The sequence below is a fragment of the Hyphobacterium sp. genome, assembly GCF_965229905.1.
Classification (GTDB): Bacteria; Pseudomonadota; Alphaproteobacteria; order Caulobacterales; family Maricaulaceae; genus Hyphobacterium.
Genome location: NZ_OZ245930.1, coordinates 34,808 through 58,958 on the forward strand (window position 1 = coordinate 34,808; position 24,151 = coordinate 58,958).

The 24,151-nt window shown below is 61.3% G+C and carries 23 protein-coding genes and 3 tRNA genes; 17 read left to right on the forward strand and 9 right to left on the reverse strand.

Annotation, left to right across the window (positions count from 1 at the left end; translation table 11 throughout):
• Positions 1–46: 46 nt before the first annotated feature.
• Positions 47–1,171, reverse strand: a complete 1,125-nt coding sequence (locus ACO08C_RS00270; protein WP_421786491.1) for an acyl-CoA dehydrogenase family protein — start codon at positions 1,169–1,171, stop codon at positions 47–49.
• Between the two features lie 17 nt (positions 1,172–1,188).
• On the reverse strand, positions 1,189–2,370 hold the full coding sequence (locus tag ACO08C_RS00275) for an acyl-CoA dehydrogenase family protein (RefSeq protein WP_421786493.1): 1,182 nt from the start codon (positions 2,368–2,370) through the stop codon (positions 1,189–1,191).
• Positions 2,371–2,514: 144 nt separating this feature from the next.
• Between ACO08C_RS00275 and ACO08C_RS00280 the strand changes: the two genes are divergently transcribed.
• Positions 2,515–3,537: a COX15/CtaA family protein gene (locus tag ACO08C_RS00280; protein WP_421786495.1), complete on the forward strand. Its 1,023-nt coding sequence runs from the start codon at positions 2,515–2,517 to the stop codon at positions 3,535–3,537.
• Between the two features lie 4 nt (positions 3,538–3,541).
• On the opposite strand, the gene ACO08C_RS00285 is transcribed toward ACO08C_RS00280, so the two are convergent.
• Positions 3,542–4,540 carry a hypothetical protein gene (locus ACO08C_RS00285; protein ID WP_421786497.1) on the reverse strand — a complete coding sequence of 333 codons (999 nt, stop codon included), beginning with the start codon at positions 4,538–4,540 and terminating at the stop codon, positions 3,542–3,544.
• Positions 4,541–4,939: 399 nt separating this feature from the next.
• Here ACO08C_RS00285 and rplM point away from each other — a divergent pair, with 399 nt between their 5' ends.
• Both rplM and rpsI read left to right on the forward strand, forming a co-directional pair.
• Positions 4,940–5,404, forward strand: a complete 465-nt coding sequence (gene rplM / locus ACO08C_RS00290) for a 50S ribosomal protein L13 (protein ID WP_421786499.1) — start codon at positions 4,940–4,942, stop codon at positions 5,402–5,404.
• A gap of 4 nt (positions 5,405–5,408) precedes the next feature.
• Positions 5,409–5,906, forward strand: coding sequence for a 30S ribosomal protein S9 (gene rpsI / locus ACO08C_RS00295; protein WP_421786500.1), 498 nt, complete (start codon positions 5,409–5,411; stop codon positions 5,904–5,906).
• Here rpsI and ACO08C_RS00300 read toward each other — a convergent pair.
• The gene (locus tag ACO08C_RS00300) at positions 5,903–6,844 is read right to left on the reverse strand and encodes a LysR family transcriptional regulator (protein ID WP_421786502.1); all 942 of its coding nucleotides are present in this window, start codon (positions 6,842–6,844) and stop codon (positions 5,903–5,905) included. The genes rpsI and ACO08C_RS00300 overlap by 4 nt on opposite strands.
• Before the next feature lie 94 nt (positions 6,845–6,938).
• Here ACO08C_RS00300 and ACO08C_RS00305 point away from each other — a divergent pair, with 94 nt between their 5' ends.
• From ACO08C_RS00305 to ACO08C_RS00315, 3 genes are all read left to right on the forward strand, one after another.
• Positions 6,939–7,565, forward strand: coding sequence for a class I SAM-dependent methyltransferase (locus tag ACO08C_RS00305; RefSeq protein WP_421786503.1), 627 nt, complete (start codon positions 6,939–6,941; stop codon positions 7,563–7,565).
• A gap of 27 nt (positions 7,566–7,592) precedes the next feature.
• Entirely contained in the window at positions 7,593–9,461 is a 1,869-nt protein-coding gene (locus ACO08C_RS00310) for an ABC transporter transmembrane domain-containing protein (RefSeq protein ID WP_421786505.1), read from the forward strand.
• A 106-nt stretch (positions 9,462–9,567) separates the two neighbouring features.
• Positions 9,568–10,044 (forward strand): hypothetical protein, encoded by a 477-nt coding sequence (locus tag ACO08C_RS00315; RefSeq protein WP_421786507.1) that lies wholly within the window; start codon positions 9,568–9,570, stop codon positions 10,042–10,044.
• A gap of 49 nt (positions 10,045–10,093) precedes the next feature.
• Here ACO08C_RS00315 and ACO08C_RS00320 read toward each other — a convergent pair whose 3' ends face one another.
• From ACO08C_RS00320 to phaC, 3 genes are read right to left on the reverse strand one after another with little or no spacing between them, the layout of a single operon-like run.
• Positions 10,094–11,011, reverse strand: coding sequence for a LysR family transcriptional regulator (locus ACO08C_RS00320; RefSeq protein ID WP_421786509.1), 918 nt, complete (start codon positions 11,009–11,011; stop codon positions 10,094–10,096).
• A 58-nt stretch (positions 11,012–11,069) separates the two neighbouring features.
• On the reverse strand, positions 11,070–11,423 hold the full coding sequence (locus ACO08C_RS00325) for a hypothetical protein (protein ID WP_421786511.1): 354 nt from the start codon (positions 11,421–11,423) through the stop codon (positions 11,070–11,072).
• Entirely contained in the window at positions 11,423–13,363 is a 1,941-nt protein-coding gene (gene phaC / locus ACO08C_RS00330) for a class I poly(R)-hydroxyalkanoic acid synthase (protein WP_421786513.1), read from the reverse strand. Before phaC ends, ACO08C_RS00325 begins: the two co-directional genes overlap by 1 nt.
• A gap of 92 nt (positions 13,364–13,455) precedes the next feature.
• On the opposite strand from phaC, the gene ACO08C_RS00335 reads away from it, so the two are divergent.
• The 10 genes from ACO08C_RS00335 to ACO08C_RS00380 all read left to right on the forward strand — a co-directional run bounded on the left by ACO08C_RS00335 (position 13,456) and on the right by ACO08C_RS00380 (position 20,879).
• Positions 13,456–13,779 (forward strand): hypothetical protein, encoded by a 324-nt coding sequence (locus ACO08C_RS00335; protein ID WP_421786515.1) that lies wholly within the window; start codon positions 13,456–13,458, stop codon positions 13,777–13,779.
• A 20-nt stretch (positions 13,780–13,799) separates the two neighbouring features.
• Positions 13,800–14,765, forward strand: coding sequence for a class II fructose-bisphosphatase (glpX, locus tag ACO08C_RS00340; protein WP_421786517.1), 966 nt, complete (start codon positions 13,800–13,802; stop codon positions 14,763–14,765).
• Complete coding sequence (gene recJ / locus ACO08C_RS00345) at positions 14,765–16,531, forward strand: single-stranded-DNA-specific exonuclease RecJ (protein ID WP_421786519.1); 1,767 nt, start codon at positions 14,765–14,767, stop codon at positions 16,529–16,531. The genes glpX and recJ overlap by 1 nt, the downstream gene beginning before the upstream one ends.
• Positions 16,532–16,597: 66 nt before the next feature.
• Positions 16,598–16,672, forward strand: a tRNA-Glu gene (locus ACO08C_RS00350).
• 300 nt (positions 16,673–16,972) lie between these two features.
• Positions 16,973–18,949, forward strand: a complete 1,977-nt coding sequence (locus tag ACO08C_RS00355; RefSeq protein WP_421786521.1) for a zinc-dependent metalloprotease family protein — start codon at positions 16,973–16,975, stop codon at positions 18,947–18,949.
• A 201-nt stretch (positions 18,950–19,150) separates the two neighbouring features.
• Positions 19,151–19,669, forward strand: a complete 519-nt coding sequence (locus ACO08C_RS00360) for a cold shock domain-containing protein (RefSeq protein ID WP_421786523.1) — start codon at positions 19,151–19,153, stop codon at positions 19,667–19,669.
• 54 nt (positions 19,670–19,723) lie between these two features.
• Positions 19,724–20,305, forward strand: a complete 582-nt coding sequence (locus ACO08C_RS00365; RefSeq protein ID WP_421786525.1) for a DUF192 domain-containing protein — start codon at positions 19,724–19,726, stop codon at positions 20,303–20,305.
• Between the two features lie 61 nt (positions 20,306–20,366).
• Positions 20,367–20,443 (forward strand) — tRNA-Pro (locus ACO08C_RS00370).
• Positions 20,444–20,465: 22 nt separating this feature from the next.
• Positions 20,466–20,771, forward strand: coding sequence for an ETC complex I subunit (locus tag ACO08C_RS00375; protein ID WP_421786527.1), 306 nt, complete (start codon positions 20,466–20,468; stop codon positions 20,769–20,771).
• A 31-nt stretch (positions 20,772–20,802) separates the two neighbouring features.
• Positions 20,803–20,879: transfer RNA gene (locus ACO08C_RS00380), tRNA-Arg, on the forward strand.
• A 1-nt stretch (position 20,880) separates the two neighbouring features.
• On the opposite strand, the gene metC is transcribed toward ACO08C_RS00380, so the two are convergent.
• On the reverse strand, positions 20,881–22,023 hold the full coding sequence (gene metC / locus ACO08C_RS00385; RefSeq protein ID WP_421786529.1) for a cystathionine beta-lyase: 1,143 nt from the start codon (positions 22,021–22,023) through the stop codon (positions 20,881–20,883).
• Between the two features lie 56 nt (positions 22,024–22,079).
• Here metC and ACO08C_RS00390 point away from each other — a divergent pair, with 56 nt between their 5' ends.
• Positions 22,080–23,141, forward strand: coding sequence for an amino acid ABC transporter substrate-binding protein (locus ACO08C_RS00390; RefSeq protein WP_421786531.1), 1,062 nt, complete (start codon positions 22,080–22,082; stop codon positions 23,139–23,141).
• Here the strand turns inward: ACO08C_RS00390 and ACO08C_RS00395 are convergent, their stop codons facing one another.
• Positions 23,142–24,140, reverse strand: coding sequence for a cysteine synthase A (locus ACO08C_RS00395; RefSeq protein ID WP_421786533.1), 999 nt, complete (start codon positions 24,138–24,140; stop codon positions 23,142–23,144). It lies immediately after the preceding gene.
• Positions 24,141–24,151: the final 11 nt, after the last annotated feature.

Below are 24,151 nucleotides of genomic sequence, written 5' to 3' on the forward strand. Positions count from 1 at the left end.
AAGCCGCATCCGGGGACGCGGCTCTTTCCGACAGATCGGCTCGCTCCTAATAGCCGCTCATCGTGGCGACTTGGGCCGCGCCCCAGGCGTCATCGCCCAGGAATTCCCCGGCGGCCTGGGCCCGCTTATAGAAGAAGCCGATTTCGTATTCGTCGGTCATGCCAACGCCGCCATGCATCTGGATGGCCTCAGCGGCGGCCAATCGGCCGACCTTGGTGGCCTTGGCTTTGGCGGCGGCAATCCAGAGCGGCGCCTGCGACGGCGATTCATCGAGCTGCCGGAGCGCCTTGATGACCAGTGACTGTGTCATCTCGACCTCGGTGAGGAGGTGCGCGGCGCGATGCTGCAAGCCCTGGAAGGAGCCGATCTTCTGTCCGAACTGCTCGCGTTCCTTGATGTAGTCGATCGTGCGTTCGAAGGCTTCCTCGGCGATGCCGAGCTGTTCGGCAGCGAGGCAGGCCCGTCCGGCATTCAGTACGGTGTCGAGCAGGGCGCGGCCATCCTCGGTTTCCGAGAGTAAAGCGTCGCCCTCGAGGCGGACATTGTCGAAATCGATCTCGGCCGGTGCATGGCTATCGATCGAGCGGCGCAGCGTGCGGCTGACACCATCCGTCTTTGGGTCGACGAGGAAAAGGCCGATCCCGTCATTATCGGTCTTGGCCGCGACGATCAGCATGTCGGCGCCATTGCCACAGACCACGAAACGCTTCTTGCCGTTGAGCTTGAAGCCATTGCCGTCCTTGCTCGCGTGCGTCTCGATGGACTCGGCGTCATGGCGCGCCTTCTCGTCGACCGCGAGGGCGTAGACTTTTTCGCCGGTTGCGATCTTCGGCAGATGTTGGTCTTTCTGCGCTTCCGTTCCGGCTAGGCGCAGCGCCGTCGCGCACAGGATAGACGAGGCGAGGAAGGGCGTGGCGGCCAGCGTCCGGCCCATCTCCTGAAGGATCAGGCCGGCGGCCGTGTAGCCCATGTCAACGCCGCCATATTCCTCGGGAATGACGATACCGTTCCAGCCCATCTCGCCCATTTCACGCCAGACGGCGTGGCGAAAACCGTCCTTGCAGCCCTCATCGCGTAGTCGACGGAGCTCGGAGACCGGTGATTTTTCCTCGAGGAATGCTTTCGCGCTGTCGCGGAGCATCTGTTCTTCTTCGGACAGAAGATACGTCATGGTTCGGGTCTCTCCGCTTAACCGCCGGGAAGCTCAAGCACGCGCTTGGCCAGAATATTGAGCTGGATCTCGGACGTGCCGCCCTCGATCGAATTGGCGCGTGAGCGCAGCCAGGAGCGGGCCGGGTCTCCATCCTCCGGTTTGTCACCTTCCCAGAGCAGGCCGTCCGTGCCGAGCGCTGACATGTTGAGTTCGTGACGGCGCTTGTTCAGCTCGGTGCCATAGTATTTGAGCATCGATGCTTTCGCGCCGACGCCCTGGCCGCTGTCGGCCTGGTCCTTGATGCGCTGCAATGTCGTCTCGAAGGCGAGGGCGTCGATTGTGAGGCGGGCGATGTCACCGCGCAGGATCGGATCGGCGACGCGGCCGTCTGCGTCCACCTCGCCCGATTTGTGGGCGGCGTTGACCGGATTCATCTGCGCGCCGCTGCCGCCGCCCGCAATATTGGCGCGCTCATGCGACAAGAGATATTTCGCCACGTCCCAGCCGCGGCCCGGCTCGTTGACGATGTTCTCCTTTGGCACTTTCACATCATCGAAGAAGGTCTCGCAGAAGGGTGACTTGCCGGAAATCAGCTTGATCGGTTTGGTCGACACCCCGTTCCAGGTCATGTCGATCAGGAGGAATGAAATGCCGAGATGTTTCGGCGCGTCCGGCTCTGTACGGACGAGCGCGAAAATCCAGTCGCATTCATCGGCATAGCTGGTCCAGACCTTCTGACCATTGACCACCCAATGATCACCCTTGTCCTCGCCCTTGGTGCGCAGCGCGGCCAGGTCGGAGCCGGCGCCCGGTTCGGAATACCCTTGCGCCCAGCGAATCTCGCCGCGCGTAATTTGCGGCAAATAGTGCGTCTTCTGCTCTTCGGTACCGTATTTGAGGAGCGCCGGCCCGAGCATCCAGATACCGAAGGAAATAAGAGGCGGACGCGCCTTGATGCGTTCCATCTCTTCCTTGAGCACTTGCGCCTCATCTTTCGACAGACCGCCGCCACCGTATTCCGCAGGCCAGGTCGGACACGTCCAGCCTTTCGCGGCCATGCGTTCGAGCCAGAGCTTCTGGTCCTCACTGGCAAACTCGAAACGTTTTCCGCCCCAGCAGATGTCTTTTTCACTTTTCATTGGAAGCCGCATCGAGTCCGGGCAATTGGCTTCCAGCCAGGCCCGGGTCTCGTCGTGGAATGATTCGAGATCGCTCATTTGTCTCCCCATCGGTCGCTTTGTTGAGCGAAAGACTAGCGCGAGAATTCCGGCAGGCGAGCCCCTTTTGCCACCTGCGGCGAATAGGCACCCGGACTTGCCTTCGCCGCCGCCGCAGGTAAGTCAGCAGCGAAAGGAGTTGCCATGTCCCTTGCCCGACCCCAGACCAGCCAGCCCGTCTATATCTGGCTCCTCGTCATCGCCGGTATGGTTGCTGCCATGATCCTGGTTGGCGGCGCGACACGCCTTACGGATTCAGGTTTGTCGATTACCGAATGGCGGCCGGTGACCGGCACCATCCCGCCTCTGACGCAGGCCGGCTGGGAAGCGGAGCTTGAGCTCTACCGGTCGACGACCGAATACCAGGTCCAGAACCGGGGCATGTCCATGGGCGAGTTCCAGTTCATCTATTGGTGGGAATGGGGCCATCGTTTCCTTGGCCGGATAATCGGGATCGCCTTCGCCGTGCCGTTCGCCATTTTCTGGTGGCGCGGCATGATACCGGCCCGGCTCAAATGGCCGCTGCTCGGACTGTTCGCGCTCGGCGGATTGCAGGGTGCGATCGGCTGGTGGATGGTGTCGAGCGGCCTCGTCGACCGGCTGGATGTCAGCCAGTACCGGCTCGCCACGCATCTCGGCATGGCCTTTGTTATCCTCGGACTCACCGTCTGGATCGCACTGGATGCGCGGTTTGGCATCAGCAGCCGGCCGGCGCACCGGCACGCATCGCTGGCCGGCCTGTTCTGGGTGCTCGTTTTCATCCAGATCGTGCTGGGCGCCTTTGTCGCCGGACTTGATGCGGGCCGCATCTACACAACATGGCCGCTTATGGAGGGGCGCTTGATCCCGGACGGCTATCTGTCCGGCATGGGTTGGCTGCAGGCCGCCTTCGAAAGCCGGCCTGCGGTGCAATTGCATCATCGTTGGACGGGCTATCTGGTGGCGCTGTTTGCGGCTGTCCTATGCGTGTTGTTCTGGCGAGATGGCGGCCGTGACTTGCGCCAAGCCGCACTCTGGATTGGCGGTCTGACGCTGATCCAGATCGTCCTGGGCATCACGACGCTGGTACACGCCGCGCCCTTGTCGCTATCGCTATTGCACCAGGCGGGCGCGATCGCGCTGTTCACCGCAGCGGCAATCGTGAGCTGGAAATTGCGACGGATCTGATGCGCTAGTTCACGATCGTGATGCCGCGCGCGAAGGTTTCGCGGGCAATCAAGCGGACGCGGCCATCGGTTTCGTCGGCGATGGCGACCAGCCCGCTTTGATACGATGCGCCGCCGAAGGATGCGTCTGTTGCCGCGATCGCGCCGGGCTGCTGAACGCCCGGGATTGAAAAGCCGTTGCGGATGATGACGTTTCCGATCAGGTCGAGCGAAGCTCCATCGCGAATTTCGAGGGTTTGGGATATCCCGTCCGATAGTATCAGGACGGGGCGGCCGAGGAATTCACCGGCGGCCAGGCTGCTGGCAAAACCATCAATCTGTTCAAGCACATTTCCGTCGCTCCCGAGCCGGAAAACTCCCCCTGCCGGACCGGATGCATAGATACTGCCATCGGCGGCGCTACAGGTGCGGGCGGGGGCCGGCAAATCGAACCGGGCTCGGCGTTCGGCGCCGATCAATTCGCCGCCCGTATCGGAGACCCGCCAGATCTCGGCCGTGGTGCTACGGGACAGCACCATCAGATCGACATAGCCAATGCCTTCGCCGAGCCTACAAACCGCTGCAATATCCCCGGCAGGGCCGATGGGCTCGATCGGTGCTTCGATGATTTCGGGGCCGGTTCTCAAAACCGCATACGCCCGCACGAGATTGGTGTTACGATCGGCGCCAAAAATCAGCGGCAAGGATTCGCCACGCAGCTGGAAGCCTGGCGCGGACGCCAAGCCCCACAGACGCGGACCGGTCATGCGATTCACGGCCTCGCCGTCGGCATTGTAGAGATCAATTCCGCCTTCCGTACTGGCCACGGCGATCAAGCCGGCCCAGGCCGTTGACGGATCGGGCAGAAAAGCCACCGCAGACACGCCCTCGGTTTCGACCGGCTCCATGACACCTGTCGACACCAGTTCGAGATAACCATCGCGAACGGGCGATGCGTCCGTGGCCGGCGCTTCGTCCGGAGTCGAAGACGGGCTGCACCCCGCCAGGATCGCTGCGCCTGCCATCAGCACTGCGCAACGCGCCAGTGACCATGGGCGCCAAGGGCGCGCGGCGGTTTCGGCTGGGCGTTGAAGAAAATCAGGCTGCCATCGGGGGGAGATCATGGTCCAAAAAACTCGCTATTTCGGCTGCATTCACAACAGGTGTCAGCCACAATGGTACATATAGGGCCAGCGGGCGTCACGCCGCGAATGTACCGGGTGCCAATGCGAGTCCGTTTCAGCGTTCAGGCCCTCGGATCGGGCGACTGTAATGGCAGGCGATAAGTTGCGGTATTTAGATACCGCATGCTCAACCCCTTGAATTCATGAGCGAATGAAATTCAAGTTGACGCGTCATGAACATTTCCGTAAGTCGCGCGGCTCAACGAGCCGGTTGCCGGCAATAGTTCGAAGAGATCAGTCATGAAAACCTATACCGCAAAGCCAGCGGAGGTGGAAAACAAGTGGATCGTCGTTGACGCCGAAGACGCCGTTGTCGGCCGTCTCGCGGCTTTCGTCGCCACCCGCCTGCGCGGCAAGCATCGCCCCGATTTCACGCCGCATGTCGACACGGGCGACCATGTTGTCGTCATCAATGCCGACAAGATCCGGTTCACCGGCAACAAGCTGGGCGACAAGCGCTATTACCGCCATACCGGCCATCCGGGTGGTATCAAGGAAACGTCGCCGGAGAAAATCCTGCGCAGCCAGCATCCCGAGCGCGTTGTTGAACTGGCGGTCAAGCGCATGCTGCCAAAAGACAGCCCGCTCGCTCGCACGCAGTTCTCCAAGCTGCGCGTTTATGCCGGTGCGGAACATCCGCATGAAGCCCAACAGCCGGAAGCCATCGACTTCAAGTCGATGAATTCCAAGAACGTCCGGAGCTAGACCGATGTCCGAGACCACTCATTCCCTCGAAGACCTCAAGGACGCGCTGCAGGAATCGGATTCCCCGGTTGTCGCCGATGAGGCTGAAGCCCTTCCGGAGCCGCAGATCGACGAGCACGGCCGTGCTTATGCGACCGGCAAGCGAAAAGACGCGATTGCCCGCGTCTGGATCAAGCGCGGTAATGGCAAGATCACGGTCAATGGCCGCGACCAAGAAACATACTTCGCACGCCCGGTGTTGCGCATGATGCTGCAACAGCCGTTCGAAGTGGCCGAGCGCAAGGACGAGTTCGACGTGATCTGCACGGTCAAGGGCGGCGGACTGTCCGGCCAGGCTGGTGCGGTGCGTCATGGCATCTCTAAGGCGCTGACACTCTACGAGCCGGAACTGCGCCGGGCGCTGAAGTCCGAAGGCTTCCTGACCCGCGACAGCCGCGTGGTGGAACGCAAGAAGTATGGCCGCAAGAAAGCGCGCCGGAGCTTCCAGTTCTCGAAGCGCTAGGCTTTCGCCGATACCTTTGCAGACGGGCGGTCCTTGGGGCCGCCCGTTTTCATTTGTGCGAAGGCGTCGGCGATCAGGTCGAAGACGATGCGCACGCGGTTGCTGGTGCGCAATTCGCTGTGCGATACGAGCCAGGTCGGCACCTCGACCGAGAAGGCCTCGGGCAGGACCGGCACCAATTCCGGATAGCGGTCGGCCAGCGTGCGGGTGAGCACGGTCAGGCCCAGCCCCGCACGGGCCAGTTCGAGGACGACCTGACCGCTAATGCTGCGATAGCGAATATCCCCGGCCTGCAGGACGAGACCGCGCTCGGCGAGACCCGCGACAACAATATCGGGCCGATCGAAACCGATGAAGCTGCGCCCGGCGAGATCGTCGAGGCTTGCCGGCATGCCATGGGCGGCGATCCAGTCCCGATGCGCATACAGGCTGCCGGTATCTGTCATCAGCTTGCGGGCGATCAGGTCGGGATGGGTGGGTTGGCCGTGCCGGATGGCGATGTCGGCCTCGCGCTTGTTGAGATCGCTGACCTCGCGCGAGGCGATAATCTCAACCTCGATCAGGGGTGCCTGACGTGCCAGTTCGCGGACGACATCGGGCAGCACGGCCGCAGCGGTGAAGCCGGTTGCGGAGATCGTGACCAGGCCTGCCGGTTCCGCCGCCTGTCCCGACGCGGCGAGCGAGACGCGGGTCGCGGCCTCGGCCATCTGGCGGACATGATCGACCAGTTCGCGGCCGGCGGAGGTCAGGATCATGAACCGCTTGCCACGCTGGAACAGGGTGATTCCCAATTGCGCCTCAAGCGCGGAAATCTGCCGGCTCAGCGTCGGCTGGGTCGAGCCGAGGGCTTTGGCGGCCGCGCTGAAATTGCCTTCCTCGACCGTAGCGAGGAAGGCGCGAATCTGATTCCAGTCAAAGGATATGGCACGCCAATTCATACGTATTCGTATAACAGTCAGCCCGATAATCGCAATTTATCATTCGGTTGCGCATGTGTATGAAGCCGTCACAACAGATGCAGGACGCAGGAAGATGACTGACAAAGCCAAGTTCTGGGACCGGATTGCCGAGAAATACGCGGCGCAGCCAGTGGCCGACGAGGACGCCTATCAGCGCAAGCTGGCGATGACGCGGGCCCTGTTCGCGGATGATTTCGAGATTGCCGAGATCGGGTGCGGGACCGGGACCACCGCGCTCATTCACGCGCCGCACGTGGCGCATGTCTGGGCGGTCGACGTGTCGCCGGAAATGATCCGCATCGCGCGGGCCAAGGCGGCCGATCAGGGCATTGAAAATGTCCGTTTCGAGGTCGGGGATATCGAAACCGGCTCCGGCGATCCCGGCCGTTTCGACATGGTGATGATGCACAGCCTGCTGCATCTGCTGGACGATCCGCGGGAGGGCATCCGCACGGCCTGGGATCTGCTTAAGCCAGGCGGATACTTCGTCTCCAGCACGGTCTGCCTGAAGCCGCGGATCTGGCTTTACGGCCCCATGATCGCGCTGATGCGGCTTTTTGGCCGGGCCCCCTTGGTGCACTTCCTGTCAGCCCCATCTTTGCGGCAGGATATCGCGGCGGCCGGATTCGACATTGTCGAAGCCTGGGAGCCCAAGGCCGGCCAGTCGGTCTTCATCATTGCCCGCAAACCGGCGGGCTGACCGCGCCAGCACAAGGGAGCCAGAGGCGTGCCGGAAACCTCACCTGTCCGCGACCAGGCCGACCGTGACCGCGGGTCGAGTTTCGCAGCCGAGCTCGAACGGGATGCGGCGCATCGCGCCAAGGCCCGAACCGCCCGGCCCTTGCGGCGCCTTGTACCTTACATATTGCAATATCCCGGGCTTCTTGCGGCGTTTGCCGTATTCCTTGTTCTGGCGTCCAGCCTGACGCTCGTGCTGCCCGCCGCGTTCCGGCTGGTGGTCGATTGCGGTTTTGGCGGCGCTCCGGACGCTGCGGCCTGTTCGGCCTTCACGATGGGCGACGATTTGTCGGTCTATTTCGTGGCCGGCATGGGCGTGGCCTTGGCGCTGGCGCTGGCCAGCGCAATGCGGTTTTACTTCATCAGCCGTCTGGGGGAACGGGTGGTCGCGGACCTGCGCCAAGCCGTGTTCGACCACCTATTGACGCTCAGCCCGTCCTTCTATGTCCACACGCGCACCGGCGAGGTGCTCTCGCGGCTGACCACCGACACGACGTTGATCCAGACGGTTGTCGGCTCCTCGGTTTCGGTGGCGCTGCGCACAGTGGCGACCACCAGCGGCGCGCTGATCCTGATGGTCGTGGTCAACTGGCAGCTGGCCCTCATGGTGCTCGGCCTCGGCCCGGTCATCCTCTTGCCGATCCTGTTGTTTGGGCGGCGTGTTCAACGGCTGTCGCGGTCCTCGCAGGACGAACTGGCCAACGCCTCGGCTCGCGCCAGTGAGAGCCTGCAAGCGATCGAAACCGTGCAGGCCTTTACCCGTGAACCGGAAGAACGGTCGCGTTTCCACGAGGTCGTGGAGGCCACATTCGACGTCTCCCTGCGCCGGATCGGCGTTCGCGCGGCGATGACGGCGGTGATCTTTACGGTGATCATGACCGGGCTGATCGCAGTCTTGTGGTATGGCGCCATTCAGGTGCAATCGGGCGCGATCACGCCCGGGGCCATGACGCAGTTCGTGATGTACGCCTTCGTGGCGGTCAGTGGCGTCGGCATGCTGACGGAAACCTATGCCGAAGTCATGCGCGCGGCCGGTGCCACAGAGCGGCTGATGGAGTTGTTGCAGGCCCAAACCGATATCGCGGCGCCTGCCGAGCCGGCCAAAATATCAAAGCCTGTAAAAGGGGCGCTGGCCTTCGAGAATGTCGATTTCCGCTATCCGGCGCGCCCCGAGACCGACGTTCTTCGGGATGTGAATCTACGGATCGAGCCTGGTGAAACGGTGGCGCTCGTCGGGCCATCGGGGGCCGGCAAGTCTACCATTTTTCAGCTCATTCTGAGATTTTACGATCCGCCGTCGGGCGTCGTGCGGCTCGATGGCGAGGATGTTCGCCATTTCGATCCCGTAGACCTGCGCCGCCAGATCGCGGTCGTGCAGCAGACCGCGCCCTTGTTCAGCGGCAGTGTGGCCGACAATATCCGCTTCGGGCAGCCCGGTGCGAGCGACGAAGACGTCCGCTCGGCCGCGATGGCGGCGAATGCGCATGACTTCATCATGGCGCTGCCGGAGGGTTACGGAACGCAGCTCGGCGCCGGGGCGGGGACATTGTCGGGCGGGCAGAAGCAGCGGATCGCGATTGCCCGCGCCGTGCTGCGCAATGCCCCGGTTCTGTTACTCGATGAAGCCACCAGTGCGCTCGATCCCGAGAGCGAGCAAGTTATCCAGGCGGCGTTCGAGACGGCGGCGAAAGACCGCACCACCCTGGTCATTGCCCATCGCCTGGCGACCGTCCGGAACGCCGACCGGATCATCGTCATGGAAGATGGCCAGGTCGTCGACGAGGGCCGGCACGAGACGCTGCTGCAGCGAGAAGGGGTCTACAAACGCTATATCGATTTGCAGTTCGCGAACGAATAGCGCGAAGACCCAGGGCTATACAATTTTGAACACATACAATTCTATATAGGTCATTACATGCGATTTCGTATGTCTCTAGATTGCGATTGTTCGCAAGGAGGCGAAAATGAAATCGATTGTGACACTTCTCTCCCTTAGCGCTGCACTGCTGGCGTCGCCAATACTGCATGCGCAATCTCCGCAACAGCCGCAGTTTGCGGTGCAAACCACATCGACGGGCATTATCCAGCTCAGTGCGCGGAAATTCGAGCGCGGCGATTACCGGCAAGCGGCGGCCATTGCGCTGCAGGCCACGGAACGCGGCCTGACCCGTCAACGCCGGTCTGCGGCATGGGCCAATCTGTGCGCCGCACGCGCCATGCAGGGACAAGCCGAAGCGGCCCTTGCGGCGTGTGAAACCGCGCTTGAGCTGAATGCCAGCTGGGAGGCGAACAACAATTACGCCGTGGTGCTGTTGCAGGCCGGCCAGGTCGCGGAGGCGCAGCGTCATTTGGCCATCGCGCATGACCTTGAGCCCGATGCGGCCATCGTGGCGGCCAACCAGTCTTTCTTGTCTTCCCGGACCTTGGCCGCGGCCCAATAGGGCGAGCCGAGGTTAGTTCCTGGAGCCGGCTTTCGCGCCGGCTCCTTTTTTATGAGCGGAAGACGGAAAAATCGCCTTTCCGGAAATGCGCCGCGTCGCGCTTGAAGGCGGCGTCAAGGTGATCGAAGACGAGGCGATGCCGGCGGCTGCGCTTCACACCTTCATGCGCGACCAGGAACAGAGACTGCGTGGCTTCGTGATCGGGAAGGACCCGCTCAAGCGCGTCGCCCGACTGGCGCGCCAGCCGGTGGGAGGTCATCCCGATCCCGAAACCCGATTTGATGGCCTGCAGGTGGCTGGTGGCGGAGTTCGCGATGACGGCAACTTGCCGCGGGCGGACCGGTTCGCCGGTTTCATCCTCCGGCCAGCCGATCGGATCGATATATCCCCAATCGACGAGCTGATGCCCGATCAGGTCGCCGGGCTGCCGGGGCCGGCTGTGGCTGTCGAGATAATCGGGTGAGGCATAGAGCCCCCATCCGACCTGCGCGGCGCGCTTGAAGAACAGGCTCTGTTGCTTGCCGGGCCCGCCCCACCGCAGGGCAATATCGGCGTCGCCGGCCGCCAGATTGGCGGTGTGCATGCCGAGATCGATTCGCAGGACGAGCTGCGGATGGCGGTCACGCAGCGGTGCCAGCACGTGCGGCAGCCAATCGCCGCCGACACCATCGCTCGAGGTCAAGACAACCTCGCCGGCGATCTCGTCGCCCAGCTCTGCACTGGCCCGCTCGATCGCGGCGGCATCGTCGCGCATGCGGATTGCATGGCGGATCACCAGCTGGCCGGTCCCGGTTGGCCGATTGGTGCCGGACCGGCGTTCAAAAAGTGGCTCGCCCAGCCGTTCTTCGAGCGACCGTAGACCGCGGCTGATCGTGGGCTGCGAGACTTTCAGGAGCTTGGCGGCGGCGGCATGGCTGCCACCTTCATGCACGGCCAATGCGATCTGGTATTCATCCCATGTGTTCATTCATCGAAGAATGAACTGTCCGGTAACTGAGATCAATATTCAAAAATTTGCCCGCTCGTCATCCCGCAACCGTGGGCTGGCGCTGATACACCGGGTTCCGGTGGCGGCGCAGTGCCATCTGGTTGGCGAGATCGTCGGCCTCCAGACCGAGCCGGTCGCACACCTCCCGAAAGACCGGCAAGAAGCCCTCCATGTCTTCCACGGTGGTGATCGATCCGGTTGAACCTGAATAGACAATTCCGAATTTGCTGGAAGGCGGTTCGATCGCCGGATAGGCATCGATCCGATGAATATCGATGATAGGGAGTCGCCACTCGCGTCCCCCGGCCGAGTAATGGAGCACACCGTCGAAAACCCACGCCTGTCGCGGCTGAAACCGGCGTCGAATGGCCGAGACCAGTCGGCTCAGCATCAGCTGCGGACCAGCACGTACTCACCCGGGGCATCGCCAAGCGGCTTGAGCTTGCCCTTCGCGGGATCACGGGCCGGGACGTCTTCGCCGGACCGATCGTAAAGCCAGTCGCGCCATTCTTCCCACCAGGAGCCGGGGACTTCTTCCGCAGCCTCAAGCCACTCTTCGACCGTATCAGGCAGCTCGTTATTAACCCAGTGCTGGTATTTGTTGGCGCCGGGATGGTTGATGACGCCGGCAATATGGCCGGATCCTGCGAGCTTGAAGCGGACCGGTCCGCCGAACCGCTTGGCACCGCGATAGACGGACGGGAAGGGCGCTATGTGATCGTCGCGGCTCGCCTGCATGAAGATCGGCGTCTTCACCTTGGTGAGATCGAGCGTATGCCCGCTCATTTCGATCTCGCCTTTCGACAGGCGGTTCTTGCGATACATGTTGTCGAGATACCAGAGATGCAGCGTCTGCGGCATGCGGGTTTGATCGGCATTCCAGTAGAGAAGATCGAAGGCCTGCGGCTGGCGTCCAAGCAGATAATTCGAGACCACGAAAGACCAGACGAGGTCGTTGGACCGCAACAGGTTAAACGTGTCCGACATGGTGCGGCCGTCCAGAACGCCCCCTTGGGCCTCCATCAGCCGGTTGATCTCCTTGAACCAGGCATCATCGACGAACAGGAGGAGATCGCCGGCCAATTCGAAATCGGTCTGCGCGGCAAAGAAGGTGGCGGACGCAATGCGGTCGGCTTCGCCGCGGGCTTCCAGCAAGGCGAGTGCCGAAGCGAGCATGGTGCCGCCAATGCAGTATCCCACGGAATTGACGCTGTCCTCGCCGGTCGTCTCCTTGACCGCATCGAGGGCCACGAACAGACCCTGTTCGATATAATCCTGGAAGGTCTTGTCCTTAAGTTCCGGTCCGGGATTGACCCATGAAATGAGGAAAACCGTGAAGCCCTGCTGGGTCAGCCAGCGGACCATCGAGTTCTTTTCCCGCATGTCCATGATGTAGAATTTGTTGATCCAAGGCGGCGCGATCAGCAGCGGGCGGGCTTTGACCGTTTCGGTCATCGGCGAATACTGGATGAGCTCGAAAATCTCGTTACGGAAAACCACCTTGCCCTTGGTGGCGGCAAGATCGACGCCGACCTTGAATCCCTCCATGTCGGTCTGGGTCAGCGCCAGGCGTCCGCTGCCGGCTTCCAGGTCGCGCGCCAGATTGGCAAGTCCCTTGGTGAGGTTTTCGCCTTTCGACTGCATGGTCTCGCGGATGACATCGGGATTGGTCAGAGCGAAATTGGTCGGAGCCATGGCATCGACCATCTGCTTGGTCAGGAATTCGACTTTCCGCTTAACCGCCGGATCGACGCCTTCCACGCCATGGACCAAACCCATCAGGAATTTCTGATTTAAAAGATAGGATTGCTTGATCGCATCGAAGATCGGGTTCTCGTTCCAATCCTCGCTCCGCCAGCGCTTGTCGCCGGGCTCGGGCTCGACCACGGTATCGGCGCTCCCGGACAGAAACCGCTTCGTGGTGTTGGTCCACAGATCGAGATATCCCCGCATCAGGCCGGCTTGGGCGTTCATCAGTTTTTCCGGATCGGAGACGATTTTGGTCCAGACCTCACCCAGTTCGGGTGTCGAGTTGATCGCTCCCGTGTCGGGAAACTCGACTTTGCCTTCCAGCGCTTTGCGCATCGAATCCGACATCAGTTTCTGGCTCTTCAGCGCTGCCTGCATGAGGTTCCGCGACATCTGATCGAGCGCTTCGATATCGGCGGGATTGAGCGCTTTCATACTGGCCGGATCGAATGCGGGGGCCGCAGCGGTCGGCGCTGCCTGCCCTGCAGTTTCCCGTCCTGCCGGTTTCTCTGTCGCAGCGGTTTTCGATGCAGCCGGCTTCTTGCGCGGCTTGCGAGCGGCAGGTTTCTTTTTCTCGGCCATGAAACGTGTCCCTGTTCTGTGCACGGGCGGGTGACAGACTTCCCGGACAGCGTATAGATAGCGGCTGCGTCGTCCAGTTCCGGAGCCCGGGTTTGATCCGAAAAATCACTCTCATTCTGCCACTTCTGGCGGCCGGGTGCGCAACGCCCGCATTGTCAGGCAGCCAGCCCGACGAACAGCGTTGGTTCGATGAGCGGATCGCGGAAGGCTATAGCGCCGATGGTGCGCCGCCCGAGGTGCCCGACAAGGTCCCCGCACGGTCTGCCGAAGAAATTGAAGAGGCGGCCGAAGCGGTGCTCGAAGCCCGTGAAGAATTGCTCGAATCCGAACGCGCCACCCGCGACAGTAACTCCGATACCGAATCCTACGCTCAGGATGCGCGGGAACGCGCCGAACCGCCGAATCCGATAGACTGATATTGCCCGGAGCCGATTGAATGACCATTGCCCGCGATCTTGAACGTCTCGCGCTGGATGCTGTCGCTGCTGCCGAAGCCGCGGCGATCGCTGCTTCGTCATTGATCGGATATGGCCGCAAGGAAGATGCCGATCAGGCTGCCGTCGATGCGCTGCGCACGGGCTTGAATGCGATGGCCATGAAGGGCCGGATCGTGATCGGCGAGGGTGAACGCGATGAAGCGCCCATGTTGTATATCGGCGAGGAGGTCGGCACCGGCGAGGGCCCCGAGATCGATATCGCGCTCGATCCGCTGGAAGGCACATCGCTGACCGCTAAAGGCATGCCGAATGCACTGGCCGTGGTGTCCTTTGCGGCACGTGGCGGGCTTTTGCATGCCCCCGACACCTATATGGACAAGATCGCCGTGGGCCCCGGATTGCCGGCTGGTGTCATCGATCTGGACCGTTCGCCGTCGGAGAATGTTGCGGCAATTGCGAAAGCGCGGAGCGTTTCGCCGGAAGACATTTCTGTATGTGTTCTGGAACGTGAGCGCCATGACGAGATCGTCGCTGATATTCGTTCGACCGGCGCCCGCGTGATGATGATCCCCGATGGTGACGTTGCCGGCGTGATCGCCACGACCGATCCCGCGACCGGCATCGATCTTTATATTGGTCAGGGCGGTGCGCCTGAAGGCGTGCTGGCCGCGACCGCATTGCGGTGTGTCGGCGGTCAAATGCAAGCGCGCCTGTTCTTCCGCAATGATGACGAGCGCGCCCGGGCCACTAAGGCGGGCATTACCGATCTCGACCGCAAATACGATTTGACCGAGTTGGCGTCCTCCGATTGCCTTTTCGTCGCTACCGGCGTGACGCTGCATGGCAGCTTGCTCGACGGCGTACGCAAGTCGGACGGCCATGTCGAAACGGAAACGCTTATCATGCAGTCGTCAGGCTCGATCGTGCGCCGGATCCGGACCAGCCGGCCCGTCAGCGGCGCCTGATGGCGGCGGGGTTTCACGTCGATCAGTCTCTATCGGGCCGCGCTTGGCGGCTGCGTGAATTTGACCCGGACCAAATCGCGGCGATCAGCCGCAAAGCCGGAACATCAGACATCGTCGCGCGGATGCTTGCGGCACGCGGTGTGGTGCCCGACGAAGCGGAAGCCGTGCTAAATCCGACTCTGCGCCACTTCTTTCCCGATCCGTCCGCCTTTACGGACATGGACAAGGCCGCGTCAGAGATCTGGAATGCGATAGAAGCCGATCGCACAATCGCGGTTTTTGCGGATTACGATGTCGATGGCGCCACATCGGCGGCGCAGCTCATCCGCTATCTGCGGGCGCTTGGTAAAACGGCGCTGCTTTATGTGCCTGACAGAATCGAGGAGGGTTACGGCCCGTCCGCGGGGGCGTTCGAGACACTGAAGGCACAGGGTGCCGAGCTCGTCATTACGCTAGACTGCGGGGCTGGCGCGCATGAACCGCTGGCTGCGGCGAATAGTTTCGGTCTCGACGTTATCGTCATCGACCATCACCTGATGAGCGCGGATCTGCCGCCGGCGCTGGCCATCGTCAATCCGAACCGGCCGGGAGATGAGTCCGGCTGCGGCCACATGGCCGCTGCCGGTGTGACCTTTGTCCTGCTGGCCGCTCTGAACCGGGAAGGGCGTCGGCGCGGGCGGTTTGACGCGCTTGCCGAACCCGACCTGATCGGACTCGCGGATCTCGCGGCGCTCGGCACGTTGTGCGATGTCGTGGCATTAAAGGGCATCAACCGGGCGATCGTGTCGCAAGGGCTCAAAGTCATGCACCGTTGGTCTCATGCGGGCATGAAAGCGCTGGCCGAGGTCGGCGGGCTGACCGGTGCGCCGTCGGCTTATCATCTCGGATTTGTGCTTGGGCCCCGGATCAATGCCGGCGGGCGCGTTGGCAAGGCGGACCTCGGCGCGCGGCTGCTGACAAGCGATGATCCGGCGGAATGCGCACAGATCGCAGCAGAACTCGATGCGCTGAATGCCGAGCGGAAGCAGATCGAAAGCGATGTGCTGGATGCGGCTCAAGCGCAACTGGAAGCGCCGGGCGGTACAGATGCGCCATTGATGGTGGCGCAGGGCGAGGGCTGGCATCCCGGCGTGATCGGGATTGTCGCGGGGCGGCTGAAAGAGCGATTTGGCCGGCCCTGTATCGTGATCGGAACGGAAAACGGTGTCGGCAAGGGATCGGGGCGTTCGGTCGCCGGTGTTGATCTCGGCAGCGCCGTTGCCGCAGCCAAGGCGGCCGGGCTGCTCCAGGCCGGCGGCGGACACCCGATGGCGGCCGGGCTTACGGTGGATACGACGAAAATCGCGGCGCTGACGGAATTTCTCATCAAACGTTTGCAGCCCGAATGGGGTCGGTCACACGATGAGCGCGCTTTGATTCTGGATGCCGCCCTGACACCGGCCGGGGCAACCATCGAACTTGCCGAATCGCTGGATGCGGCGGCCCCGTTTGGCCAGGGATTTCCCGAACCCCGTTTTGTGCTCACTTCGGTCAGGGTAACATACGCCGAACGTGTCGGTAGCGATCATGTTCGCTTCACGTTGAGTGACACGTCTGGCCAACGGGTCAATGGCATTGTTTTCCGGCAGGCGGATCAGCCCATCGGGCAAGCCTTGTTGGGCCGGACAGATACGCTCTGGCATGCTGCCGGGCGGCTGAAGCTCGATGAATGGCGGGGGAATCGACGAGTCCAGTTCCATCTCGAGGATCTCGCCGAAGCGAGATGAAAAACCCTGCAGAGTGACGCTTGCGTGGGCGCATCGAAGCCGATATATGACGCCCTCCGATCGCGCGGGCCCTTCGTCTATCGGTTAGGACGCCAGGTTTTCAACCTGGAAAGAGGGGTTCGATTCCCCTAGGGCCTGCCATCGGCTTTTTCTTAATTCCTTGTCATTTTATCCGGAACGGCTTGCTGTCGCTTCGAAGGCGCGTCAATCCTGTTCAAGACTGGGCATCTTTATTCAATTCCACTCGATCCGGCGCAGCCCGTGCTCGTGTGGGAGGAGTGATGTATGACCCGGTTGAGTCCTTTTATTCTTCTTTTCATTTGCTGGAATGGTTTGGCCAGCGCCGCGTTCGCGATAAACGACTATTTGCTTGTCCCCGGGACAAGCGGAGATTCGCTGGTTCTGAATCCGCGGGCACTCGGCCTTTCCGAGGACGAACCATTGTCAATTGCCATTGGCGATGCGGTCTATCGGTTCACGGAACGCCGACGCGATGTCAACCAGCAGGGCGGCCAGCTCTGGGTCGGCGAGCGGCTGGGCGGGCACAGGTATGAAGAAATCCTGCTAACGCAGGGTAATGGCGTCCTCTATGGCCGCCTTATTACCACCGACGGAAGCTGGGTCATCGGCCCCGAATCGCCCGGCGGGCCGGTCATTATTCGCCGCGAGGCAAGCCAATTTGTCGGGCCGGCTAATGACGACAGGATTGAGGCTTCCCTGCCATTTGAGCCCCCCACGCGGCAAGATTGGGTTCTTGGTGGGGATGGAGTGTTGCAATCCGGCGACGACATCATCGATGTCGGGATCATCTACAGTCAGGAGATCCGTGATTACTACGGACCGGCTTTGGCGACGCGATTGCAATATCTGGTCAACCTGTTCGATCAGGCCCTGCGCGAGAGCGACACCGGTCTCACCGCCCGGCTGGCATATATCGGCGAGGTGCCGGCAGCCTGGAATGACCAGGTCACGACACCGCAGACCTTGGATGATCTGTATGCCGGAGGCGGCTTTGGCGATTCCGGCACATCTGAAACCGCGACGGGGACCTGCATCCTTAGCGAGCCTTGCGAGAATGACGGCGATCTTTCCGACGTGTTTTCGATCCGGAATGACCGGGCACTCGATGTCATCGTTTTCGTTCGCCGAGCGTACCGGCTCATCCAGCAGGGGTGCGGCATGGCCTTCGTTAACGGCCAGAATGCCGGTGTGATTGATCCGGCCAGCGAAAGTCCGCGCGCGTTCGCGGTGATCGGCGATGGGCTGGATGCGAGCGGCACCGGAACGGAATGCACCGAACTCACCCTCGCGCACGAGATCGGCCATCTGATGGGATCCGACCACAATATCGACGCGGCGCGCCGTATCGGCGTGTTCGATTACTCGTTCGGATTCCGGGCCGATTGCGAATTTAAGACCATCATGTCGTACGATTCCCTCGGATCGGATGTCGTCTGCGCGGGTAACAATCCGCCGACCGCCCCAAACGAAGCCCGCGTTGTACGTTTTTCGAATCCGGAGCTGCCGGACTGCATGGGCCGGGCTTGTGGCAGCCGGACATCCGATCCCGTCACCGACAATGCGAGATCGCTCAGCTTGGCCGGCCGCGATGTCCAATTCTTTCGGCACCCTGCGGCGCCAAGTGTCAGAAGCGCGATCCTTCCGCTTGCGCGTGCGGTCCGGAACGGCGAGGTGGCGACGGCATTCCTGTCGGTCATCAACCCGGCCAGTGCCGGTAATACTGCCCGTCAATGCCGCCTTGTCTTGCACGGCGCGGCGCCGGGCGTTTTCAGCTATCAGACCACGGATCCGGCCACGAACGCATTGACCGGCAGCGCTGACACGCCCGTCGATATTCCTGCAGGAGGATTGCAGACCTTTCTATTTACGCTGCAGTCCGCCTCCTCTTGGACGGCAGGAGACTTGGTGATCAGCGCGGATTGCGAAAACCGGCGAATGGGCGACGTCCAGCCGGGCGTAAATACGTTTGATTTCATCAGCACCAATTTGCAGATCGCCGATATTGTCGCGGTTGCGGCGACCGTCAAAACGCCGGGTGTTGTCGAACTGCCCTCGGCCGGTGGGTCGGCGGCTTTCGCGGTAGCGACCACCAATTTGGGCGCGCTCAGCACGGTGAATGTGGTCGTGCGGGCAGGATCGCAAGCGAACAGGGCGGCCATTGCAGCACTGGAATTCTGCCGGACTGACCCCGAGACTGGCAGGTGTCTGACAGCGCGCAGCCCGAGCGGATCCTTCCTTTTCGGTAAGCATGCGCAGCTGACATTTGCGGTGTTTGTCCGTGGGCAAGGCGAACTTGCGAACCGGCCCGGTGAAAACCGCATCTTTCTGGATTTCAGTACACCGGGAGGTTTGCGGGTCGGATCGACAAGTGTCGCTGTAATGACGGTATCGCGTTAGTTTTCCGGCGAAATTCAGAGGCATTTGCAAACAAGGCGGTGGAAAAAACGCGCTTTATTTATTGCCGCGGTGACTCAATCGACTGAAATACAAACACTAATCGCTTGAGATCGAATCTTTTCGGCCGCTTTGCGGAATTAATTCCCTTCCATGACGAAATTGTTATACTAATTCCCCTGTGAGTTGAGTGCGAGGGGTATAATGGCGGGGGAAGCAGCCAAGGTAGAATCGCTGGCCCAAATCGTCGAGGGCCGCGTGAAGTGGTTTGATCCGTCACGTGGTTACGGGTTCATCGAAACCAGCGATGGGCATGGGGACGTGTTGTTGCACGCCAGCAGGTTGCGGATGTGCGGGAAATCGTCGGCCAGTGAAGGCGCGCGTATTAAATGCTTGGCCATTGCCGGCGAAAAAGGCCGCCAGGCCGTGGAAATTCTTGACATCAAGGGGGGCGACACGGAAGCGCCGCGTCCACGCCGTTTTCATCCTCGCAAAGAACCTGGCGAGAATGTCCGTGCGGCGGTCGTGAAATGGTTCGACGCGGATCGGGGTTACGGGTTTCTTGATTGCGATGGCGTCGAAGGCGATGTGTTTCTTCACGCAGCGACACTGCGCAAAGCAGGGATAGCCGAAGTCCATCCCGGCGAGACGATGCAGGCGCGATGTACCGACGGGCCGAAAGGCGTTCTCGCGGCGGAAGTCTATCCGACTCAGTACGCCTGAAATTGCAGTTATCCGTAATTGCGAACGCCGCGCCGCACCGCTAGCTTGTGCGCCATGAAACACATTCTTCTCATGGCCCTTGCCGGGCTATTTTCGGCTGCGGCCGCAGCGCAATTGCCGCCGGCGCCGATTGGCGATCCGGCGCATCCGGATACGGTGATCGATTTCGGCGAACCTGAAGCGATCGTCATTGAAACCGATGAGGGCGATATCCGCTTTTCGGCGTTGATTGCCGATTCGGATGAAGAACGGCAACGCGGCCTGATGTTCCGCGAATCGCTGGCCGACGATGAGGCGATGCTGTTCGATTACGAGGTCGTACAACCGACCGCGATCTGGATGCGGAACACGCCCATTTCCCTGGACATCATCTTCATCGCCGAAGACGGCCATATCGTGAAGATCGTCGCCAACGCACAGCCCATGTCGTTGCGTTCCATGGCTTCCGACTTTCCGGTGCTGGGCGTGCTGGAAGTCAGAGGTGGTTTGACGCAGGAGGCCGGTATTGCGCCGGGCGACACCGTACGTCACGAGATATTTGGCAACATTGAGGCCGATGACCCGGCCGCGGATGACAGCTCGGAAAACGTGGACACAGGACAGGATGCAGCCGAAGACGCTGCCGATGGCGGCTAAGCGCTTGCCAGCCTGACGCGGCAACACTAAACACCGCCGCACAGGTAGCGGATAGACATGTCGGGGCGTGGCTCAGTCTGGTAGAGCACTCGGTTTGGGACCGAGGGGTCGCAAGTTCGAATCTTGCCGCCCCGACCATTTTTGGAGGCGTTGGAGCACCATGTTTGCCAAGATCTACCGCCCGTCACGTACAGCTATGCAGTCCGGTCAGGCGAAAACGAAAGACTGGGTTCTTGAATTCGAACCGGCCATGGCGAAACGACCGGACCCGCTAATGGGCTGGACATCGTCGAGCGACACGACAAGCCAGATCAAGCTGAAATTCGAAAACAAGGATCAGGCCGTCGCCTATGCCAACAAGCATGGCATTCCGTTCCGCGTCACTGAGAAACCGGAACCGGTCCGCAAGCCAAAATTCTATGCGGCCAACTTCTCGGCCGACCGGAAAGAGCCCTGGTCGCACTAGGTCCGTTCAGGCTTCGGGCCTGTGACACGATGGCCCCGTAGCTCAACTGGATAGAGCACCGGACTTCTAATCCGACGGTTGCAGGTTCGAGTCCTGCCGGGGTCGCCAGTCAGGCGCTGGACCTGATGGCCTGTTCGATATCGGACCACAGGTCCTCGACATCCTCCAGGCCGATAGCAAAGCGAATCAGAATGCCTTTCCGATCGTCGCGATAGCTGCGCCGCAATTGCGGATTGCAATGCACGGCGAAGCTTTCAAAACCGCCCCACGAAAAGCCGAGCCCGAAAATGTTCAGCGCGTCGAGAAAGCGTTCGGCGCGAACGGTATCCCAGTTCGCGAACTGGGCGCCGAACACACCTGCCGCACCACTGTAATCCCGCTTGAAAAGGTAATGGTCCGGATGATCGGATCTTGCGGGGTGCAAAATTTCGCTGACGTCCGGATGATCGGCGAGACGTGCCGCGAGATCGAGCGAGGATGCCGCGCTTTTGTCCATTCTTAGACCGAGTGTCCGCAATCCCCGCGAGACCAGAAATGCATCGTCGGGGGAGACGCAAAGACCAAGACGCCATTCGGCTTGTTTCAGCTTTTTGATTTCCGCAGAGCGGCAGACAACGGCCCCCATCATGACATCCGAATGACCGCCGACATATTTGGTCAGAGATTGCGCCGCGAAATCGGCACCAAGATCCAGCATGTTCGCGGTCAGACCGGCTGACCATGTATCATCGACGAGGATTTTCGCGCCGACTTTCTTTGCGGCGGCAGCGATGGCCGGGACATCCTGAATTTCGAAGGTCAGCGAACCGGGAGATTCACAGAAGACCAGTTGTGTCTCGGCACGCAATAGCGGGCCGATGTCCGCGCCAATGCGTGGATCGAAGAATTCGATGGCGACGCCCCATCGCGGTAGCATGTCTTCGAGAAACATGCGGGTCGGACCATACAGGCAATCAGCGGCCAATACGTGACCACCGGATTGGATGCAGGCGATGGTCGCGAGCGACATGGCCGACAAACCGGAAGGTGTGAGGGCGCAGTAGTCGGCCGTCTGCATTTCACAGAGCGCCGCTTTCAGCGCGGCCTGAGCCTGCATGCCGAAACGCGCGTAGAGCGGTACGCCGTCCGGCCGGTTGTAGAGTTCTTCGGCATGTCCCGCGAGTACTGTCGAGGCGCGCTCGACCGGCGCGTTCACGGTCCGCGTGCCATGATGCGATCTCCCGGCGCGTGTTAATTGGGTGTCGCGCTTCATTGGATTCCCCGTTAGAACAATGGCTATTACCGCTATTGAACAGGAGTTTTTACCCGGTGTCGCCTCTCTCCCTTCTGTCGCCACGCCGTCTGCGGGAGGCAGTCGTTGTCACTTTGGGCGGTTTGGCGGGGATCGCTGTCGACAGTTCCGAAGTCGCAGAGTCCGGTTCGACATTGCGGGCGATTGAAACCCGCGGCGAACTCCTATGTGGCGTGGACGGCGGTCTGACCGGGTTTGCCGAGCAGGATGAATACGGCGAGTGGAACGGGTTTGACGCCGATTTGTGCCGCGCATACGCAGCGGCGATTCTGGGGGACGCCGACGATGTGCGGTTTATTCCGGTCACGACGGCTGACCGGTTCCGCGCGCTCTCTGATGGCGAAATCGACATTCTTATCCGGAACACCAGTTGGACCTTTGCGCGCGATGTTGGCCAGGACTTCGATTTCGCGGGCATCGCATATTATGACGGGCAGGGATTCATGGTGCCAGCCGACCTCGGCATTGCCAGCGCGCGCGATATCAATGGCGCCCGAGTCTGCGTGCAGGGCAGCACGACGACCGCTTTGAATCTCGCTGACTTTATCGCGGCGAATAATCTGACTGTGGAAGTCCTGGAGTATCCAACGGCGCAGGCCGGGCTTGAAGCCTATGAAAGCGATAGCTGTGATGTCTACACAAACGATTTGTCATCGCTCGCCGGGCTTCGGGTCGGTCTCGACGATCCTTCAGCGCATATCCTGTTGCCGGACGTCATTTCGAAAGAGCCGCTCGGGCCGGTAATCCGCTCCGGTGATGCTCATTTCCACGATGTCGCTCAATGGGTACTGTTCACGCTGATCGCGGCGGAAGAATTTGGCGCGACTTCAACGAATGTTACGGATCTTGCCGAAACCAGCCGCAATTCCGAAGTGCGGCGAATGTTGGGGGCGAACGACAATTTCGGAAGCCGGCTCGGGCTTGAAGACGATTTTGCCGTGACGATGATTTCGGCGACTGGCCATTATGGCGAGATATTCGATCGCAATCTGGGAACCGGTTCGGAGCTTGGCCTTCGGCGCGGGCTCAATGCGCAATGGACCGAGGGCGGATTGCTGTATTCTCCGCCCTTCCGCTGATCACAACCAGCGCGGAACCGGCAGACCCTTTTCCTTCAAGAAATCAGGATTGTAGAGCTTGCTTTGATAGCGGGCGCCGTGATCACAAAGAATGGTTACGATGGTGTGGCCCGGCCCGAGCTCTCTGGCAAGACTGATAGCGCCGGCAATATTCACGCCGGCCGATCCGCCCAGGCACAAGCCTTCCTCTTCCACTAGGCCGAACAGGATGGGCAGGGCTTCTTCGTCGGGAATGCGGTAGGCGTGATCGACGGTGACATCTTCCAGGTTGGCGGTAATCCGGCTCTGGCCGATGCCCTCTGTTATCGAGGTGCCCGAGGCGCACAGCTCGCCCTCGGCATAATATCCGTAAAGCGCTGCGCCGCCCGGATCGGCGAGGCCGATCTGGATGTCGGGATTGCGCTCCTTGAACGCCATCGATACGCCGCCCAGCGTGCCGCCCGAGCCGACTGCACAGATAAACCCATCGATCCTGCCGTCGAGCTGGTCCCAGATTTCGGGCGCCGTGGTTTCGTAATGCGCCTTGCGATTGTCGATATTGTCGAACTGGTTGGCCCAGATCGCACCATTCGGTTCGCTGGCGGCCAGCTCCTCCGCAAGCCTTCCGGAATAGCGGGCATAGTGCGCCGGGTTGGCATAGGGCACGGCATCGACTTCGATCAGCTCGGCGCCGTGCAGCCTGATCGCGTCCTTCTTTTCCTTGGACTGGGTTCGGGGAAATACGATCACCACCCTGTAGCCGAGTGCAGCGCCGACCATGGCCAGTCCAATGCCAGTGTTGCCGGCCGTTCCCTCAACGATGGTACCGCCGGGTTTGAGATCGCCGCGGCGTTCGGCTTCGCGGATAATTCCCAATGCGGCGCGGTCTTTGACCGATCCGCCGGGATTCAGAAACTCTGCCTTACCAAGGATTTCGCAGCCGGTTTCCTCCGAAGCCCGATTGAGCCGCAATAGCGGCGTATTTCCGATCAGGTCGATGATGCTTGCTGCTGTGCGCATCGCCAGCGCCT

Excerpts from the sequence above, each read along its gene's own strand:
- ACO08C_RS00270 (WP_421786491.1), bottom strand. The coding sequence starts at position 1,171 with ATGACGTATCTTCTGTCCGAAGAAGAACAGATGCTCCGCGACAGCGCG.
- ACO08C_RS00275 (WP_421786493.1), bottom strand. The coding sequence starts at position 2,370 with ATGAGCGATCTCGAATCATTCCACGACGAGACCCGGGCCTGGCTGGAA.
- ACO08C_RS00280 (WP_421786495.1), top strand. The coding sequence starts at position 2,515 with ATGTCCCTTGCCCGACCCCAGACCAGCCAGCCCGTCTATATCTGGCTC.
- ACO08C_RS00285 (WP_421786497.1), bottom strand. The coding sequence starts at position 4,540 with ATGGCAGGCGCAGCGATCCTGGCGGGGTGCAGCCCGTCTTCGACTCCG.
- rplM (WP_421786499.1), top strand. The coding sequence starts at position 4,940 with ATGAAAACCTATACCGCAAAGCCAGCGGAGGTGGAAAACAAGTGGATC.
- rpsI (WP_421786500.1), top strand. The coding sequence starts at position 5,409 with ATGTCCGAGACCACTCATTCCCTCGAAGACCTCAAGGACGCGCTGCAG.
- ACO08C_RS00300 (WP_421786502.1), bottom strand. The coding sequence starts at position 6,844 with ATGAATTGGCGTGCCATATCCTTTGACTGGAATCAGATTCGCGCCTTC.
- ACO08C_RS00305 (WP_421786503.1), top strand. The coding sequence starts at position 6,939 with ATGACTGACAAAGCCAAGTTCTGGGACCGGATTGCCGAGAAATACGCG.
- ACO08C_RS00315 (WP_421786507.1), top strand. The coding sequence starts at position 9,568 with ATGAAATCGATTGTGACACTTCTCTCCCTTAGCGCTGCACTGCTGGCG.
- ACO08C_RS00320 (WP_421786509.1), bottom strand. The coding sequence starts at position 11,011 with ATGAACACATGGGATGAATACCAGATCGCATTGGCCGTGCATGAAGGT.
- ACO08C_RS00325 (WP_421786511.1), bottom strand. The coding sequence starts at position 11,423 with ATGCTGAGCCGACTGGTCTCGGCCATTCGACGCCGGTTTCAGCCGCGA.
- phaC (WP_421786513.1), bottom strand. The coding sequence starts at position 13,363 with ATGGCCGAGAAAAAGAAACCTGCCGCTCGCAAGCCGCGCAAGAAGCCG.
- glpX (WP_421786517.1), top strand. The coding sequence starts at position 13,800 with ATGACCATTGCCCGCGATCTTGAACGTCTCGCGCTGGATGCTGTCGCT.
- recJ (WP_421786519.1), top strand. The coding sequence starts at position 14,765 with ATGGCGGCGGGGTTTCACGTCGATCAGTCTCTATCGGGCCGCGCTTGG.
- ACO08C_RS00360 (WP_421786523.1), top strand. The coding sequence starts at position 19,151 with ATGGCGGGGGAAGCAGCCAAGGTAGAATCGCTGGCCCAAATCGTCGAG.
- ACO08C_RS00365 (WP_421786525.1), top strand. The coding sequence starts at position 19,724 with ATGAAACACATTCTTCTCATGGCCCTTGCCGGGCTATTTTCGGCTGCG.
- ACO08C_RS00375 (WP_421786527.1), top strand. The coding sequence starts at position 20,466 with ATGTTTGCCAAGATCTACCGCCCGTCACGTACAGCTATGCAGTCCGGT.
- metC (WP_421786529.1), bottom strand. The coding sequence starts at position 22,023 with ATGAAGCGCGACACCCAATTAACACGCGCCGGGAGATCGCATCATGGC.
- ACO08C_RS00395 (WP_421786533.1), bottom strand. The coding sequence starts at position 24,140 with ATGCGCACAGCAGCAAGCATCATCGACCTGATCGGAAATACGCCGCTA.